This is a genomic window from Streptoverticillium olivoreticuli subsp. olivoreticuli, from assembly GCF_003391135.1.
Taxonomy (GTDB): Bacteria; Actinomycetota; Actinomycetes; order Streptomycetales; family Streptomycetaceae; genus Streptomyces; species Streptomyces blastmyceticus.
In genome coordinates, this window is record NZ_CP031455.1 from 2,453,630 (window position 1) to 2,470,968 (window position 17,339).

Genomic DNA, 17,339 nt, shown 5'->3' on the forward strand with positions numbered 1-17,339 from the left:
CGCGTGCGGGCCGGTGGGTGGTCCGGTCATGCTGGAGATCCCCCCTTTCCGCTCGATCGGTGCAAACTCCGCTCCCGCCCGGGGACGTTCGCATGCGGGAGCCACCGCGTCTGGCGGGCGGCGCCCGTTCCGGTGCAGGCTGTGCGAATGGACAAGGACCTCTCCCGTGTCGCGCTCACCGCTGCCGCCGCCGAGCTGATCCGCCGGCTCCGGGAGGCGCACGGGCCGCTGATGTTCCATCAGTCCGGCGGCTGTTGCGACGGCAGTTCGCCGATGTGCTATCCGTACGGCGAGTTCCGTACGGGCGCCTCCGATGTGCTGCTGGCCTCGCTCGCGGTGGAGGGGGTGGCGGAGCGGATCGGGTTCTGGATGTCGGCGGACCAGTTCGAGCGGTGGCGGCACACGCATCTGACGGTGGACGTGGTGCCGGGGCGGGGCAGCGGGTTCTCGCTGGAGGCGCCGGAGGGCGTGCGGTTCCTGGTGCGGTCGCGACTGTTGACGGACGCGGAGGCGGGGGCGTTCGGCCGGGGCTGAAGGCGGCCTGACCGGTCCGCGGGGAACCGGCCGCCGGGCGGGCCCGGCGGCGCGGACCGGCCGCGTGCCCCGGCCCGCCCGGCGATCGGCGGCAGCGCCCTCAGGACGCCGCGTCCACCAGCGACAGCATGCGCAGGCGCTCCGGCGGGCCGGGCCGCGCGTAGTACCAGCCCTGCGCGGTGTCGCAGCCCAGGATCCGCAGGTGTTCGGCCTGGGTGCCGGTCTCGACGCCCTCAACCGTGACCGACAGGTCGAGGGTGTGGGCGAGGGAGACGATTCCCTCGACGATCTTCACGTCGACCGGGTCCGCGGGCGAGTGCTGCATGCCGCGGGTGAAGGAGCGGTCCAGCTTGAGCGTGCTGACGGGCAGTCGGCGCAGGTAGGAGAGGTTGGAGTAGCCGGTGCCGAAGTCGTCGAGCGCGATGTCCACGCCCATGTCGGCGAGTTGGCGCAGCGGGCGCAGCTCTTCCTCGTCGGCGCCGATCAGGGCGTTCTCGGTGACCTCCAGGCAGAGCGCGGACGGGTCGAGGCCCGCGTTCTCCAGGACGGCGACGGTGTCGGCGACCAGGGAGGGGTAACGCAGCTGGGACGGCGAGAGGTTGACGTTGACGCGCATGGGCGCCTGGCCGGAGCCCTCCTGCCACCAGGCCCGCGCCTGCCGCAGGGACTCCTCCAGGACCCAGCGGCCGAGCGGCACGATCAGGCCGGTGCTCTCCGCGAGCGGGATGAACTGGTCGGGGCCGAGCACGCCGTGGACGGGGTGCAGCCAGCGCACGAGCGCCTCCGCGCCGCGCACCGCCCCGTCGGCGAGGCCGACGAGCGGCTGGTACTCGATGAAGAACTCGCTGTTGTCGAGCGCCGCGGGCAGCCCGTTGGTGAGGCTGTGCCGGGCGATGACCCGGGCGTCGGAGTCCGCGTCGGCGAGTTCGTAGCGGTTGCCGCCCGCGGCCTTGGCGCGGTACATCGTGATGTCGGCGCTGCGCAGCACCTCCGCCGCGCCCAGCTCGCCGGCGGCGCCTTCGACGATGCCGATGCTGGCCCGTACGGACAGGTCGCGGCCGTCGAGCCGGATGGGGCGGGAGAGCGCGGTCAGCATGCGGCGGGCCAGGGCGATGGCGTCGGCCTGCGCGGACGGGCCGGTGAGGAGGGCCACGAACTCGTCGCCGCCGAGGCGGGCGACGAGTTCGGCGGGGCCGGTGGCGCAGGCGCGCAGGCGTTCGGCGACGGCGACGAGGAGCTCGTCGCCGACGGCGTGGCCGAGGCTGTCGTTGACGGCCTTGAAGCCGTCGAGGTCGAGGTAGCAGAGGCCGAAGCGGGCGGGTGCGCCGTCGTCCCCGGCCGGGCTAAGCGCGCGGTCGATGCTCTCGAAGAACAGGGTGCGGTTGGGCAGGCCGGTGAGGGCGTCGTGGGTGGCCTCGTAGCGCAGCCGCTCGTGGAGGAGCCTGCGCTCGGTGATGTCCTCCATGAGCGCGAGCTGGTACTGGGGCCGGCCGTGGGCATCGCGGAGGAGGGCCACGGACAGGTCGGTCCACAGCACGCTGCCGTCGCCGCGGTAGTACGGCTTCTCGACGCGGTAGTAGTCGCGTTCGCCGCTGATCAGCTCTTTGTAGAGGCCCCAGACGTCGGGTGAGTCGTCGGGGTGGACCATCTCGCCGACGTTCCGGCCCATCACGTCGTGGGCCATGCCGCCGAACATCCGGGTGAGGGCGTCGTTGACGTCCATGATGCGGCCGTCGACGTCCGCGATGCCGACGCCGATGGCGGCGCCCTCGAACACCGCGCGGAACCGGGCCTCGCTGGTGTGCAGGGCCCTCTCCGTCTCGGCCTGCGCGGCCAGCGCGGCGCGGGAGAGGGCTTCCTGCTCGGCCAGGGTGCGCTCGCGCAGGGCGTCGGCGAAGCCGGCGGCGAGGGAGTGCTGGAGGCGGGCGCACCGGGCGCGGGCCTCGGTGTCGGAGAGGCCGCCGCCGGGCGGGCAGTAGACGAGGAGGTAGGAGTCGATGGCGCCGAGGATCAGCGGCAGGGCCTCGGGCTCGGTGCAGTGGGCGCCCACGAGCGCGGCGCCGACCTCGGCGGCGGGTGCGGGGTCGAACGGGCGGGTGCGCAGGGCGGCGCCGAGCCGTCCGGCGAGAGGGACGAGGCGGTCCTCGAACTCGGCGCGGGTCAGGTGGGTGGCCGTCGCCGGATAGATCGTCCGGCTCCAGATCGCGGCGAAGCGCCTGAGGCTGTCGTCACGGGCGATGCCGCCGTCGCGGACGGGAGGGCCGAGGATCCCGAGGGCCCGGCCGTCGGGGCCCTGGATGCCGATGCCCCGGTGGCCGCCGGCCCAGCCGTCCGGTGCGCGTTCCGGTTCCGCGGCCGGGCCGGTGTCCGGTTCCGGATGCCGCTCGCGGTACGCGTGGGTGTTGCGCCCCCGGGCGTGGAAGCCGTACGGCTCCCCCGGCTCCGTGAGGCCCTCCTCGCAGCAGGGGTCCTCGGTCCCCATCCGGTCGCCTTCCGTTCGACCGGCCCCCAAGTGGCCATCCTGCGGGGGGCAGTCCGGTGCCCGGCCGTCGCGTACGCAGAACCCCGCGGCCCTGCCGTCCGCGGCGTCCAGGGCCGTCGCCCCGCTCCCTGCAGTCACCCCGGCCCCGGCTCTGCTTCCGATTCCGCTTATGGTTCCGCTCGCTGTTTCGGTCACGGCTTGCGCCCCACCCCGGCGAAGCCCACGTACATCGCCGGGTCGTCGTCCGTGCTCCCCGCGCCGCCGCCGGGGCCCTTCGCCGGGGCCTCGGGCCGCCACATCGGCATGGGCACCAGGCCGGGCTCGACCATCTCGAACCCGTCGAAGAAGCGGGCCACCTCGGCGTGCGAGCGCATCAGCAGCGGTGAACCGACCCCGCGGTAGACGCCCTCAACCCGCTCGCCCTCCTCCGGCTTGATCGGGCCGCTGTCGGTGGTGGCGTGGGTGAGGATCAGCAGGCTGCCGGGGGCCAGCGCGTCGCGCAGCTCCGCGACGGCGCCCCACGGGTCCTCGCGGTCCTCCATGAAGTGCAGGACGGCCACCAGCAGCAGCGCGACCGGCCGTCGCAGGTCGAGGAGCCTGCCGACCTCCTCGCCGTCCAGGATGTCCCGCGGTGCCCGCAGGTCCGCGGACGCGATGGCGGCGCGCTCGTTGCCCGCGAGGACGGCCCGGCTGTGCGCGACGGCGACCGGGTCGTGGTCGACGTAGACGACGTGCGCCCCGGGGTCCGCGTGCTGGGCGATCTCGTGGACGTTGCCGAAGGTCGGGATGCCGGAGCCGATGTCGAGGAACTGCGTCACGCCCCGGCCGACGGCGTACCGCACGGCGCGCCGCATGAAGGCCCGGTTGGCCTGCATGACCTTCGGCAGGCCCGGGAAGGCGTCGATGGCCCGGCGCCCGGCCTCCCGGTCGACCTCGAAGTTGTGCGAGCCGCCCAGGTAGTAGTCGTAGATGCGGGACACGCTCGGCACGGAAAGGTCGATGCCTTGGGGGGCCCAGGTGGGACGCTCCATCAGTCTGTCTCTCCAGCTCATCGAACGGACGTGTGAGCAGAGGCTACTGATCGCCCGTTCGAATGGAAGAAGCAAGTGGAAAACAACGATCCGCATTTAACTGCAGTTCGCCCCTACCCCTTGCGGGTGCTCCCCCCGAAGTACCCCAAAACCACATTCGCACGTGAGATGCATCTCTCTCACTTCCCCCATCACATACCTCTACGGCCACAGCAGGCACGTGCACAACCCTTTATACGGTCCCACATCGATTTGATCATGCAAGGAACGGGCGTGTGCTCAGGGCCGGGGCTCCCGCCACATCGGCCACATCCGCGGGCCGCCGGGGAGGTCGACGACCGTGCCCGTGGAGACGAAGCCGAGGCGCTCGTAGAGCGCCTTGCTGCGCTCGTTGCTCGCCTCCAGATAGGCGGGCATGCCCTCCTGGTCGCAGCGGTCCAGGACGGGCGTCAGCAGCGCCCGTCCGCGGCCCTGGCCGCGGCGGCCGGGGGCCGCGACGATGACCGGCAGGTAGTAGTGCGACCGGTCCATGGGGTGCGCGAGGCCCGTCAGCTCGCCGACGACCCGGGCGCGGTCGTTGTCCGGCGCGGCCCCGGCGAGTCGCTCACCGAGCTCGTCGTCCTCGCCGCCACCGGCCGCGCCGTCGTCGGCCGCCCGGACCGGCAGCCACAGCGCGGCCGCCGAGAGGTCGTCCGTCACGTCCACCCAGCCGTCGCGCAGCGCCGCGTCGAGATACACGCCGAAGAAGACCGGGTGGACCGCGCGCCGGTACTCCTCGTCCGGGAAGACCCAGCCGCTGACCGGGTCGGCCATGAACGCCTCCCCGATCAGCAGGCTGATCTCGTCCCGCTCCTCCTTCACCGCCCGGCGGATTCCCGTTATGGCGGCGGCTTCCTGATGCACGGTCACGGTCGCTCCCTGCGTACGAATTGACGTGGCGTTCACGTTCACGTCGATCGTACGGACCGGTGGAACGCGCTCGGCGACCGCTCCGAATGCCCGGTGAATGCGGCGGTATTCACCGGTGCGAGAGCGTCAGCGGACGCCGACGGCGGCCAGTGCCCGGCGCTGCGCGGCCGACGGTTCCGCCGGGAAGTAGAGATAGCAGACCCCTCCCGTACCGCTCTTGACCTGCCCCTGCGCATTGCGGCGCTTCGTCCGCAGCCAGACGTTCTCGAACTGGCGGCGTTTGTATACGCGTCGGACCGCGGCGTCCGACGGACTCGCCGGGTCGTTGGCCACCACATCGCCGTCCCGGGTGAAGCCGACGACACACATCAGGTGGCCCGCGGTGCCGTATCCCGCGCCGTCGAGTTCCGAGGCGAGGAAGGACTGCGAGGTGATGACGGGGATCCTCGCGTGGATCAGTTTCTCCACGTCGTTCAGGGAACGCAGCCGGGTGACCACGGCCTGCATGTCGCGGTACGTCGCGGCGTAGGCGGCGTTGAACGGCCAGTTGCCGCAGCCCTGGTACTGGTAGTCGTACGTGTACCGGGCGGCGTGACAGACCTGCGGATCGGCGTAGGACCGGTCCACCCACGCGAGGTCCGCGGCGGACGGCACCCGGCCCCAGTACTCGAGGACCATCTGCGAGGAGGTCGGGCTGCACCACGCCTCGCCGCCGTTGTCGTACTGCGGGTACTGCCCCTTGTGGATCTCCTGCGAATAGCGCGGCACCTTCAGCTCGCACCCCTCCCCCGGCGCCGAGGCCGGCACGGTGAAGCGGTCGGGGATGTCGGAGCCCATGGCGCCGAGCCGCCACACCACGGGGGTGAGGCCGCTGCCGGGCCTGCGGCAGAGGGTGAGGCGCAGCTCGTACGAGACGAACCGGAGGCCCGTCGCGGGGCTGTCGACGGCGAGGGTGTCGGTGGAGACGTTGCTCCTGCCGTCCTTCTGCCCGTCGACGGAGGTGCGCCGGATGTCACCGATCGCGTCGCCGGCGGTCCAGCGGCCCATCACGTACCAGGGGGTGTGCCCGCCGTCGGTGTAGGCGCCGCGGAGCTCCACCTGGAGCCAGGTGCCGGCGGGCGCGTGGGCGTTCCAGGAGGCGACGACCTCGCTCGCGGGGGCGGGCAACCGGTGGACCGGGCCGGTCCAGGTGGCGTACTCCCAGGTGGCCGTGGTGCCGGTGTGCGGGTCGGGATAGTCGAGCGTGCCGACGGCGCGGTCGATGACCAGACCGGTGCGGTGGCCGGTGCGGGGGCAGGTGCCGTGGGCGGTGCCGTGCCGCCAGTCGGCGGGGGTGAGCCAGGCGCGGTAGTCGATGCGTCCTCCTCCGGAAGGGGCCGCGATGGCGGGCCCGGGGGTGATGACCGCGGCGGCGGCCGCTCCGAGGGCGGCGGCCAGGACGGTGCGGCGGGGTGTGGGTCTGCTCATGATCGGGCCTCGTGGTCGGGGACGGAGCGGGGGCTAAGCGATTGTCCCCAGCCCCGCCCCTTCCCGAACCGGGGCGCCGCCCCGGACCCCGGTCCTCAATCGCCGGACGGGCTGGTTTTCCAGCCCGTCCGGCGATTGAGGACACCGCGCGAAGCGCGGTCGGGGGTCCGGGGGCCTCCCCCGGTTCGGGAAGGGGCGGGGCTGGGGAGAAACCCGCCGGTCACGGCCTACCGTGGTGCGGTGAACGAACCCACCGTCGAGACCCTCGCCCAGAGGCTGCGCGCCCTGCCCCCGTCCATCGGCCGCACCCGCCTGGTCGCCGTCGACGGCCACGCCGGCTCCGGCAAGACCACCTTCGCCGCCCGCCTCGCGGCCGCCCTGGGCGGCGCCCCGGTCCTCCATCTGGACGACCTCGCCACCCATGAGGAGCTCTTCGCGTGGACCGGACGGCTGCGCTCCTGGGTCCTCGAACCCCTGGCCCGGGGCGAGACCGCCCACTACCGCGCCTACGACTGGGTGGCGCGCCGGTTCGCGGAGGAGCGCGAGCTGCCGGCCGCGCCGGTCGTGCTCGTGGAGGGCGTGGGCGCCGGCCGCCGGGAGCTGTCACCCCATCTGGCAAGCCTGCTGTGGATGGAGTTGACCCATGAGAGCTCGTGGGAAAGGGGTCAACTCCGTGACGGTCCCGAACTGACCGATTTCTGGGACGGCTGGAAGCGAGCGGAGCAGCGCCACTTCGCCACGGACCCGACGCGCCCGCGCGCACAACTCCTGATTCTCCAGTGCCAGGAGGGGTACAAGGTGCTGCCGGGACCCCACGAGAGCCCGTGAACCGCCCTCACCGTCACGCTCGGTGAGCAACCGGGGCCGGTCAGCCGGTCGTCGCCGACCGATCCCCGCCGAGTGCGCCAACTCCGCTTGACCGAGGGGGCGTACAGGACTTACGTTCTCATTAGGCAGCTGACACAAGCCGCCTCAGGACGCGAAGCCCCCGGTTGTTCCCCCGTGATCGGGGGCTTCGTACTCTCCGCGGAACACCCATTTGAGCACTTTGCTCCGCCGTCCCCTTCACACTGGGTGACCATCTTCCGGAGCGCTTTCCGGCCCCTCGGGATCGCCCCCGCGCCGTGAACAGCGGTGCGGCACCCTTCGGCCCATGCCGACCACGCAGGTACGATGCCAGTCGGCACACCTATCGGCTGGCGTGTCGGCACACTGGTCAACTCCCGTCCACAGCACAGCGGTTCGGCAAAGGCGCGCCGGGCAATCGCCCGGCAGCACGCTACGGGGGCAGGGTTTGTGGGGGACGTGATGGACATCGGCATGCAGGGCCCACCCGCCCCGGCCGATCTCGCCTGGCTGCGCGCCGTCGACGCCTACACCATGGGCGCGTACGCACAGGCCGAGGAGGAGTTCCGGGCCGCGGTCCGGGCGGACCCCGGCATGGCCGACGCCTGGCTCGGGCTGCACGCCCTGCGCGCCGAGACGACCACCGCACTGCTGCGCATGTACCGCCACCGCGAGCGGTTCGGCGAGCAGCGCACCCGCCACCGACGCACGCTCAACTCCTGGTACTGGCTGGGCTGGTGGGTCCAGCCCGTGCTGGAGAGCGGCCGCGACCTGCTCCTCGCCCACGCCTCGCACTGGCTCGACGGCCGCCATGTGCCCGAGCTCGACCGGGCCCTGGCCGACTGCCCGCCCGTCGACACCGACCTCCAGGCCCGCTTCCTGCACGCGTGCCGCGCCTACCTCGTCAAGGACTGGGAGCAGCTCGTCCGGCACACCGAGCCGCTGATCGACGATCCGCTGCTGGGCATCGAGGCCGGGCTGTTCGGCGGCATGGCCCGGGTGCGCCTGGAGATGTACGGACAGGCCGAACCGCTGCTGGCCGCCGCCCTGATGCGCTGCCGCAGCGAGCAGCCGCAGCGCAAGGAACTGCGCTACTGGCTGGCCCGCGCCCACGAGGGCACCGGCCGCAGCGCCGCCGCCCTCCCCCTCTACCGCGCCGTGCACCGCGTCGACCCGTCGTTCATGGACACCTCCGCCCGGCTCACCGCCATCGCCGACGGGGACGGCCTGGACGACCATCTGGACCTGGCGTCGGTGCCGTCGGGCGGTCCGAGCGGCCAGGACCCCGGGAGCCCCGCCGACCCGGCGGGCGAGCCCGACGCGCTGTCCGCGCCGGACCTCCCGGGCGGCCGCGACCTGCTCACGGGCACCGGACCCGAGCCCACGGGGACGGCGCAGGCCGGGCCCGACGGCATGCGCCGGATGTCCCGCATCCCGGTGCCCGGGCAGCCCGCGCCCCAGCCGGTGCCGGGCCCCTCCGACCCGGTGCTGCTGGCGAAGGCCCTCTCCGAGCTGGAGCGGATGGTGGGCCTGGAGCCCGTCAAACGGCAGGTGCGGGCGCTGTCCGCCCAGCTGCACATGGCGCGGCTGCGGGCCGGGCAGGGGCTGCCCGTGCAGCCGCCCAAGCGGCACTTCGTCTTCTCCGGCCCCTCGGGCACCGGCAAGACCACGGTGGCCCGCATCCTGGGCCGGGTCTTCTACGCCCTGGGGCTGCTCGGCGGTGACCACCTGGTGGAGGCCCAGCGCGCCGACCTGGTCGGCGAGTTCCTCGGGCAGACCGCGGTCAAGGCCAATGAGCTGATCGACTCGGCGCTCGGCGGGGTGCTCTTCGTCGACGAGGCGTACAGCCTCTCCAACTCCGGCTACAGCAAGGGCGACGCCTACGGCGACGAGGCCCTCCAGGTGCTGCTCAAGCGCGCCGAGGACAACCGCGACCGCCTGGTCGTCATCCTCGCCGGCTACCCCGAGGGCATGGACCGGCTGCTCGCCACCAACCCCGGCCTGGGCTCCCGCTTCACCACCCGGGTGGACTTCCCCAGCTACCGCCCCCGCGAACTCACCAGCATCGGGCAGGTGCTGGCCGCGGAGAACGGCGACCAGTGGGACGAGGAGGCGCTGGACGAGCTGCGCAGCATCAGCGCCCACGTCGTCGAGCAGGGGTGGATCGACGAGCTCGGCAACGGCCGCTTCCTGCGCACGCTCTACGAGAAGAGCTGCGCGTACAGGGATCTGCGGCTGTCGGGGTACTCGGGCACCCCCACTCGCGATGACCTCGCCACGCTCCGCCTGGCGGACCTGATGCAGGCGTACGGCGAGGTCCTGTCGGGCCCGGGCTGGTCCTCCCCCCGCCGGGAGTCCCGCGACCCGCAGGATCCTCCGTGAGGCCGGACGGACCGGTATCCAGCCCGTCCGGCGTTTGAGGACAAGCGGCGCAGCCGCTTTGGGGGTCCGGGGGGCTCCCCCCGGTTTCGGGAAGGGGCGGGGCTGGGGAAAAGCCCCCCGGCCTCAGGCCGTCATCACGCCCCGTTCCTGAGGGACGAGGACTTCGACGCGCGGGTCCGCCACTACGGGCCGGACCGTCGTGACCGCCCGGTGCGAAGGATCCCGCACCTCACCCACCAGCATCTCCAGCACATCCTCCAGCGCCACAAGCCCCAGCACCCGCCCCGACGCATCGGCGACGGCCGCCAAGTGCGCGGCGGCCCGCCGCATCACGGTGAGCGCGTCGTCCAGCGGGAGTTCCGCGCGCAGGGTCTCGACGCGCCGCCAGACGTGCTGCGGCACGGCCCGCTCGCGGTCCTCCAGGTCCAGGACGTCCTTCACGTGCAGATAGCCCATGAAGGCCCCGCCGGGCCCGGCCACCGGGAAGCGGGAGAAACCGGTGCGCACGGTCAGCTCCTCGATCTGCCGGGGGGTGACCGACGGGGCGACCGTGACCAGCGCCGCCGGGTCGAGGAGGACGTCGGTGACCGGGCGGCTGCCCAGCTCCAGCGCGTCCTCCAGCCGCTCCTGCTCCGCCGGTTCGAGGAGACCGGCCTGCCGGGAGTCCTCCACCAGGCGGTTGAGCTGCTCGCTGGTGAACACCGCCTCGACCTCGTCCTTGGGCTCGACCCGGAACAGCCTCAGCACCGCGTGCGCGCAGGCGCCGAGGAGGGCCGTGACCGGCCGGCACAGCCGGGCGAAGGCGACGAGCCCCGGGCCGAGCCACAGCGCGGCGCGGTCGGGCGCCGACATCGCGAGGTTCTTCGGCACCATCTCGCCGATGACGAGGTGGAGGAAGACCACGAGGGCCAGGGCGATCACATAGCCCAGCGGATGGACCAGCCCGTCGGGCAGCCCCACCGCGTGGAAGACGGGCTCCAGCAGGTGCGCGACCGTCGGCTCGGCGACCGCGCCGAGCGTCAGGGAGCAGATGGTGATGCCGAACTGCGCGGCCGCCATCATCTGCGGCAAGTTCTCCAGCCCGGTCAGCACCGTGCGGGCCCGCGCCGAGCCCTCGGCGGCCTTCGGCTCGATCTGGCTGCGGCGCACGGACACGAGCGCGAACTCGGCGCCCACGAAGAAGCCGTTGGCGAGCACCAGCAGCACGGCGAAGAGGAGTTGCAGCACGCTCATCGCTGCTCCCCCTTGGCGCCGCCGGTGCGCACCAGGCGCACCCGTTCGGCACGGTGGTGTGCCACCTGCCGCACGGACAGCCGCCAGCCGGGCAGCTCCGCGGTGTCGCCGGGGGCGGGGATCCGGCCGAGGAGACCGGCGACCAGACCGGCCACGGTCTCGTAGGGGCCGTCGGGCGCCTCCAGGCCGACGCGGCGCAGGGTGTCGACCCGGCAGCCGCCGTCGGCGTCCCACGCCGAGCGGCCGTCCTCGCAGGCGACGGGGGCCAGTTCGGGCCGGTGGGCGTCCTCGTGGTCGTGCTCGTCGCGCACGTCCCCGACGAGCTCCTCGACGATATCCTCCAGGGTCACCACACCGGCCGTGCCGCCGTACTCGTCGACGACGACGGCTATCGGCTGCTCGCTGCGCAGCTGCTCCAGCAGCGGCTGCACGGGCAGGGTCTCCGGTACGAGCATGGGCGCGACCGCGATCCGGCCGACCGGCGTGCGCAGCCGGTCGTGGCCGGGGACCGCGAGGGCGTCCTTGAGGTGGACCATGCCGACGACCTCGTCCAGGCGCTCCCGGTAGACCGGGAAGCGGGAGAGGCCGGTGGCGCGGGTGAGGTTGAGGACGTCCTCGGCGGTCGCGGTGGACTGGAGGGCGCTGACCTTCACCCGGGGGGTCATCACGTGCTGGGCCGTGAGCTCGCCGAGCGAGAGGGTCCGTACGAACAGGTCGGCGGTGTCCTGCTCCAGGGTGCCGGCGCGGGCCGAGTGGCGGGCGAGGGAGACGAGTTCGCCGGGGGTGCGGGCCGAGGCCAGCTCCTCGGCGGGCTCGACGCCCAGGGCCCGCACGAGCCGGTTGGCGACCGTGTTGAGCAGGGTGATCACGGGCCGGAAGAAGTGCGCGAAGGCGTGCTGCGGGCCGGCGACGAACCGGGCGACCTGGAGGGGCCGGGAGACGGCCCAGTTCTTGGGCACCAGTTCGCCGATGACCATCTGGACGGCGGACGCGATCAGCATGCCGGTCACCACGGCGACCCCGGGGGCGGCGCCGCCCGGCAGTCCGGCCAGGGTGAGCGGTCCGGTGAGCAGTCCGCCGAGGGCGGGCTCCGCGAGCATGCCGACCACCAAGGAGGTGATGGTGATGCCGAGTTGGGTGCCCGAGAGCTGGAAGGACAGCTCGCGCAGGGAGGCGACGACGGTGCGGGCGCGGCGGTCGCCGTCGGCGGCGGCCCGTTCGGCCTCCGGCTTCTCGACGGTCACCAGGCCGAACTCGGCGGCGACGAAGAAGCCGTTCGCGAGGATGAGGAGCAGTGCTGCCGCAAGGAGCAGCAGGGACACGGTGACACTCATGCCGCCGCCTCGTCACGGTGGGCGGCGGCGCAGGTACTACAGGACGATCCGTCCATTGCCGGAGGGAGTCACTCCTCGGTTCGCAGGTGCCCCGCTGGGCCGTGGGGACCACGGCGGGATCGCGCGGTGCGGGGCGGGGCAAGGTGTGCCCGTGGCACCAGAGTAATCAAGGACTCGCGATCTCGGGGCGGTCGGCCGCGGTCAGGTCGCGGACGGTGCGGTGCCGTGTGCCTCGGCGAGGGCCCGCAGCGCGCGGGCGTGGGCGACGGCCTGGTGCTTGGCGATGCCCGGCTGGATGCCCATGGCGGGCAGGGTGGTGCCGTCGGAGAGGTCGAGGCGGACCCAGGGGTCGCCGGCGCGCAGGTTGACGCGGACGATCTGGGCCCAGGCCAGCCGGCGGGTCGTCGCCAGATTGACGACGGTGACGCCGTCCTCGGTGGCGACGACCTTGGGGCGGGCGAGCAGCGCGAGGACCCCGAAGACGAGGAGTCCGGCGGCCGTGAAGGTGATCCGGTCCCCCGTGGTGAAGCTGCCGGTCAGCAGGGCACCCGCCGTGAGCACGACGAACAGTGCGGCGCCGAGGCCGAGCAGCACGGCCCGGGTGACGGTCGGGCGGAAGGTGACCGGAAGGTCCGGCAGCGGTGCGGGGGTGGACACGTCGTTACGTTCTCTCGGCGTCGTCGGGGCTCGCGTGCGGGGCGGGACGGGCCGTCAGAGGCGGCAGGCGTGGATGCCGGTGGTGAGGATGGCGCGCGCGCCCAGGTCGTAGAGCTCGTCCATGATCCGCTGGGCGTCCTTGGACGGGACCATGGAGCGGACCGCGACCCAGCCCTCGTGGTGCAGCGGGGAGACGGTGGGCGACTCCAGGCCCGGGGTGAGGGCGACGGCGCGCTCGACGTGCTCGACCCGGATGTCGTAGTCCATCATCACGTAGCGGCGGGCGACGAGGACGCCCTGCATGCGGCGGAGGAACTGCTGGACCTTGGGGTCGTCGGCCGGGGCACCCGCGCGGCGGATGACGATCGCCTCGGACTCCAGGATCGGCTCGCCGATGATCTCCAGCCCGGCGTTGCGCAGGGTGGTGCCGGTCTCGACGACATCCGCGATGATCTCGGCGACGCCGAGCTGGATGGCGGTCTCGACGGCGCCGTCGAGGTGGACGACGGAGGCGTCCACGCCGTTGTCGGCGAGGTGCTTGGTGACCAGGCCGGAGAAGGACGTGGCGACGGTCATCCCGCCGAACTCGCCGACGTGCTTCGCGGTGCCCGGGCGGGTCGCGTAGCGGAAGGTGGACCCGGCGAAGCCGAGCTGCATGATCTCCTCGGCCCGCGAGCCGGAGTCCAGCAGGAGGTCCCGGCCGGTGATGCCGATGTCGAGCTTGCCGGAGCCCACGTAGACCGCGATGTCACGGGGGCGCAGGAAGAAGAACTCGACGTCGTTGGCGGCGTCGACCAGGACCAGTTCCCTGCGGTCCTTGCGCTGGCGGTATCCGGCCTCATGGAGCATCGCCGACGCAGGCTCGGAGAGAGAACCCTTGTTGGGGACGGCGATGCGCAGCATGAGGTCGTTTTCCTTTGTGCGTGGGGATGCTGGGGGGATGTGCTGGGGTGGTGCTGATCAGAGGTGAGCGTATACGTCGTCGAGGGAGATTCCCCGGGCGACCATCATCACCTGAACGTGGTAGAGGAGCTGGGAGATCTCCTCGGCCGTGGCGTCGGCGCCCTCGTACTCGGCGGCCATCCACACCTCGGCGGCCTCCTCGACCACCTTCTTGCCGATGGCATGGACGCCCTTGCCCACGAGCTCGGCGGTGCGGGAGGTGGCGGGGTCGCCGGTGGCGGCCTTCTGCTGGAGCTCGGTGAAGAGCTCCTCGAACGTCTTCTTGGACATGGTGGTCCTACCCTACGCCGGTCCCCGCCCGCTTCAGTGCCAGGGCTCGGACACCGAGCGGAGGATCGCCGCGGTGGCGATGGCCGCGGTGACGGCCTCGTGTCCCTTGTCCTCGTGCGAGCCCTCGATGCCGGCCCGGTCCAGGGCCTGCGTCTCGTCGTCACAGGTGAGGACGCCGAAGCCGACGGGGACCCCGGTGTCGACGGAGACCTGGGCGAGGCCCTGGGTGACGCCCTGGCACACGTAGTCGAAGTGGGGGGTGCCGCCGCGGACGACCACGCCGAGGGCGACGATCGCGTCGTAGCCGCGGCCCGCCATCACCTTGGCGACCACGGGGAGTTCCCAGCTGCCGGGCACGCGCAGCAGGGTCGGCTCGTCGATGCCGAGGTCGTGCAGGGCGCGCAGGGCGCCGTCGACGAGTCCGTCCATCACCTTCTCGTGCCACTGCGCGGCGATCACGGCCACGCGCAGGTCCTGGCAGTTCCGCACACTCAGCTCGGGGGCGCCCTTGCCGCTCACGTTTCTCCTCGGGTTTCTGGTCGGGTGACGGGTCGAGTGGATTGGTCGGGTGGATTACTGGTTGCCGCAGGCGGAGACCGGGTCGGGGTCGAGCCAGGGCAGGTCGTGCCCCATCCGGTCCCGCTTGGTCCGCAGGTAGCGGAGGTTGTGCTCGCCCGCCTGGACGGGCATCGGCTCGCGCCCGGTGACCTTCAGGCCGTGCCGGACGAGGGCCGCGGTCTTGTCGGGGTTGTTGGTCATCAGCCGCAGCGAGCGCACCCCGAGGTCGGCGAGGATCCGCGCGCCGGCCGCGTAGTCGCGGCCGTCGGCGGGCAGGCCGAGCTCCAGGTTGGCGTCCAGCGTGTCGCGCCCGTCCTCCTGGAGCTCGTAGGCGCGCAGCTTGGGCAGCAGGCCGATGCCGCGCCCCTCGTGGCCGCGGAGGTAGAGGACGACGCCCCGGCCCTCGGCGGTGATCCGTTCGAGGGAGGCGTGCAGCTGCGGGCCGCAGTCGCAGCGCAGCGAGCCGAAGACGTCGCCGGTGAGGCACTCGGAGTGGACGCGCACGAGGACGTCCTCGCCGTCGCCGACCTCGCCCGCGACGAGGGCGATGTGCTCGACGCCGTCGACGGTCGAGCGGTAGCCGACGGCCCGGAAGTCGCCGAAGGCGGTGGGCAGCCGGGTCTCGGCCTCGCGCCGGACGGTGGGCTCGGCGGACCGGCGGTAGGCGATCAGGTCCTCGATGGAGATGACCGCGAGTCCGTGCTTGCGGGCGAAGGGGATCAGCTCGGGCAGCCGCAGCATCGCGCCGTCCTCGCCCGCGATCTCCACGATCGCGGCGGCGGGGCGCAGCCCGGCGAGGCGGGCGAGGTCCACGCCCGCCTCGGTGTGGCCGTTGCGGACGAGGACGCCGCCGGGCCGGGCGCGCAGCGGGAAGACGTGGCCGGGGCGGACGAAGTCGCCGGGGACGGCCGTGGGGTCGGCGAGCAGCCGGATGGTGGTGGCGCGGTCCGCGGCGGAGATCCCGGTGGAGGTGCCGTGGGCGGGGGCGGCGTCGACGGAGACGGTGAAGGCGGTGCGCATCGACTCGGTGTTGGCCTCGACCATCTGCGGCAGGTCGAGCCGGGCGATGTCCGGCTCCTCCAGCGGCACGCAGATCAGACCGCGGCACTCGCTCATCATGAACGCGACGATCTCGGTGGTGACCTTCTCGGCCGCGACGACGAGGTCGCCCTCGTTCTCGCGATTCTCGTCGTCCACGACCACGACGGGCCGCCCGGCCGCGATGTCGGCGATGGCGCGCTCGACCGGGTCGAGGGCGAAGTCCTCGGTCTCGGACCGGTTCTGCACGACGGTCATGATTCCTCTTCCTTCGGTCATGACAGTGCCCCTTCCAGTGCGGTCTGTTCGGCGGCGTCCGTACGGGCGCGGGAGCGCAGCCACCAGTCGCGCATGCCCCACAGGACGAGGGCGAGGTAGACGACGTAGACGAGGCCGGAGAAGGCGAGCCCGCTGCTGAAGGCGAGCGGGACGCCGACGACGTCCACGAGCAGCCAGGCGAACCAGAATTCGATGAGGCCGCGGGCCTGGCAGACCATCGCGGCGAGCGTGCCGACGAAGATGTACGCGTCCGGCCAGGGGTTCCAGGACAGTTCGGGCACGGCGGTGAAGAGGGCGCCGACGGCGAGCGTGCCGAGCGCGGTGCCCGCCAGCAGGAGGCCCCGCTCGCGCCAGGTCGCGAAGCGGACGGCGATCGAGCCGTCCTGGGCGTCGCGCCTGCCGCGCTGCCACTGCCGCCAGCCCCACAGCGCGACGCCGATGACCAGGAGCTGCTTGCCGATGCCGCCGCTGAGGTGGGCGGAGGCGTAGGCGGCGACGAGGATCACGCCGGAGAGGAACTGGGCGGGCCAGGTCCATATGGAGCGCCGCCAGCCGAGGGCGAGCGCGACGAGGCCCACGGTGTTGCCGATCATGTCGGACCAGATGACGTGCTGCCCGAGGACGGAGAACGCCTCGCCGTTGAGCCACTGCACGGCGCTCATGCGCGTCCCTCGCTTCGCTCGGGCCCGCCTTCGCGCGGCACGCACCTTTCAATGATTCGCTCGCTGCGCTCGCTCATGCCACCGGCTCCCCGGTGCCGGGGACCGCGCCGTCGGCCAGGAGCCGCTCGACGTACTTGGCGAGCACGTCCACCTCGAGGTTGACGGGGTCGCCGGGCTGCTTGATGCCCAGGGTGGTCAGCTGGAGCGTGGTGGGGATGAGACTGACGGTGAAGAAGTCCTCGCCCGCCTCGACCACGGTCAGGCTGACACCGTCGACGGTGATGGAGCCCTTGTCGACCACATAGCGGCGCAGCCCGGCCGGGAGGGCGATCCTGACGATCTCCCAGTGCTCGCCGGGGGTGCGCGCCACGACGGTGCCGGTGCCGTCGACGTGGCCCTGCACGATGTGGCCGCCGAGGCGGCCGCCGAGTGCCATGGGCCGTTCGAGGTTCACCCGGGAGCCGGGGGCGAGGGCGCCGAGGCTGGAGCGCTTGAGGGACTCGGCCATCACATCGGCGGTGAACTCGCCGTCGGCGGTGTCCACGACGGTGAGGCAGACGCCGTTGACGGCGATGGAGTCGCCGTGCTTGGCGCCTTCGGTGACGAGCGGGCCGCGCAGTCGGAAGACCGAGGAGTCACCGCGGTTCTCGACGGCGACGACCTCGCCCAGTTCTTCGACGATTCCGGTGAACAC

16 protein-coding genes are annotated in these 17,339 nt (G+C 72.7%); 3 read left to right on the plus strand and 13 right to left on the minus strand.

The window, feature by feature from the left end; all coding sequences use genetic code 11:
• Positions 1–147 precede the first annotated feature (147 nt).
• A complete protein-coding gene (locus tag DXZ73_RS10130) occupies positions 148–534 on the plus strand; it encodes a DUF779 domain-containing protein (protein ID WP_116210679.1) in 387 nt (128 codons plus the stop codon).
• A 100-nt stretch (positions 535–634) separates the two neighbouring features.
• Here DXZ73_RS10130 and DXZ73_RS10135 read toward each other — a convergent pair whose 3' ends face one another.
• The 4 genes from DXZ73_RS10135 to DXZ73_RS10150 form a co-directional block, all read right to left on the minus strand.
• Complete coding sequence (locus DXZ73_RS10135) at positions 635–3,016, minus strand: putative bifunctional diguanylate cyclase/phosphodiesterase (protein WP_240351290.1); 2,382 nt, start codon at positions 3,014–3,016, stop codon at positions 635–637.
• A 191-nt stretch (positions 3,017–3,207) separates the two neighbouring features.
• Positions 3,208–4,047, minus strand: a complete 840-nt coding sequence (locus tag DXZ73_RS10140; protein WP_116210680.1) for an SAM-dependent methyltransferase — start codon at positions 4,045–4,047, stop codon at positions 3,208–3,210.
• Positions 4,048–4,326: 279 nt separating this feature from the next.
• Positions 4,327–4,956, minus strand: coding sequence for a GNAT family N-acetyltransferase (locus DXZ73_RS10145; RefSeq protein WP_240351291.1), 630 nt, complete (start codon positions 4,954–4,956; stop codon positions 4,327–4,329).
• Between the two features lie 126 nt (positions 4,957–5,082).
• Positions 5,083–6,423, minus strand: a complete 1,341-nt coding sequence (locus DXZ73_RS10150; RefSeq protein WP_116210681.1) for a peptidase C39 family protein — start codon at positions 6,421–6,423, stop codon at positions 5,083–5,085.
• 240 nt (positions 6,424–6,663) lie between these two features.
• On the opposite strand from DXZ73_RS10150, the gene DXZ73_RS10155 reads away from it, so the two are divergent.
• Positions 6,664–7,251: a uridine kinase family protein gene (locus tag DXZ73_RS10155; protein ID WP_116210682.1), complete on the plus strand. Its 588-nt coding sequence runs from the start codon at positions 6,664–6,666 to the stop codon at positions 7,249–7,251.
• A 480-nt stretch (positions 7,252–7,731) separates the two neighbouring features.
• The gene (locus DXZ73_RS10160) at positions 7,732–9,651 is read left to right on the plus strand and encodes an AAA family ATPase (RefSeq protein WP_116210683.1); all 1,920 of its coding nucleotides are present in this window, start codon (positions 7,732–7,734) and stop codon (positions 9,649–9,651) included.
• Positions 9,652–9,774: 123 nt separating this feature from the next.
• On the opposite strand, the gene DXZ73_RS10165 is transcribed toward DXZ73_RS10160, so the two are convergent.
• The 9 genes from DXZ73_RS10165 to DXZ73_RS10205 form a co-directional block, all read right to left on the minus strand.
• Positions 9,775–10,884 (minus strand): hemolysin family protein, encoded by a 1,110-nt coding sequence (locus tag DXZ73_RS10165; protein WP_116210684.1) that lies wholly within the window; start codon positions 10,882–10,884, stop codon positions 9,775–9,777.
• The gene (locus DXZ73_RS10170) at positions 10,881–12,218 is read right to left on the minus strand and encodes a hemolysin family protein (protein WP_116210685.1); all 1,338 of its coding nucleotides are present in this window, start codon (positions 12,216–12,218) and stop codon (positions 10,881–10,883) included. The genes DXZ73_RS10165 and DXZ73_RS10170 overlap by 4 nt, the downstream gene beginning before the upstream one ends.
• A 201-nt stretch (positions 12,219–12,419) precedes the next feature.
• Entirely contained in the window at positions 12,420–12,875 is a 456-nt protein-coding gene (locus tag DXZ73_RS10175) for a PH domain-containing protein (protein ID WP_116210686.1), read from the minus strand.
• A gap of 54 nt (positions 12,876–12,929) precedes the next feature.
• The gene (hisG, locus tag DXZ73_RS10180; protein ID WP_116210687.1) at positions 12,930–13,778 is read right to left on the minus strand and encodes an ATP phosphoribosyltransferase; all 849 of its coding nucleotides are present in this window, start codon (positions 13,776–13,778) and stop codon (positions 12,930–12,932) included.
• Positions 13,779–13,835: 57 nt separating this feature from the next.
• Positions 13,836–14,108 (minus strand): phosphoribosyl-ATP diphosphatase, encoded by a 273-nt coding sequence (locus DXZ73_RS10185; protein WP_116210688.1) that lies wholly within the window; start codon positions 14,106–14,108, stop codon positions 13,836–13,838.
• A 33-nt stretch (positions 14,109–14,141) separates the two neighbouring features.
• On the minus strand, positions 14,142–14,627 hold the full coding sequence (gene ribH / locus DXZ73_RS10190; RefSeq protein WP_116210689.1) for a 6,7-dimethyl-8-ribityllumazine synthase: 486 nt from the start codon (positions 14,625–14,627) through the stop codon (positions 14,142–14,144).
• Between the two features lie 54 nt (positions 14,628–14,681).
• Positions 14,682–15,962, minus strand: a complete 1,281-nt coding sequence (locus DXZ73_RS10195) for a bifunctional 3,4-dihydroxy-2-butanone-4-phosphate synthase/GTP cyclohydrolase II (protein WP_116210690.1) — start codon at positions 15,960–15,962, stop codon at positions 14,682–14,684.
• Positions 15,963–15,979: 17 nt separating this feature from the next.
• Positions 15,980–16,645: a nicotinamide mononucleotide transporter family protein gene (locus tag DXZ73_RS10200; RefSeq protein ID WP_116210691.1), complete on the minus strand. Its 666-nt coding sequence runs from the start codon at positions 16,643–16,645 to the stop codon at positions 15,980–15,982.
• Between the two features lie 73 nt (positions 16,646–16,718).
• Positions 16,719–17,339, minus strand: a complete 621-nt coding sequence (locus tag DXZ73_RS10205; protein ID WP_116210692.1) for a riboflavin synthase — start codon at positions 17,337–17,339, stop codon at positions 16,719–16,721.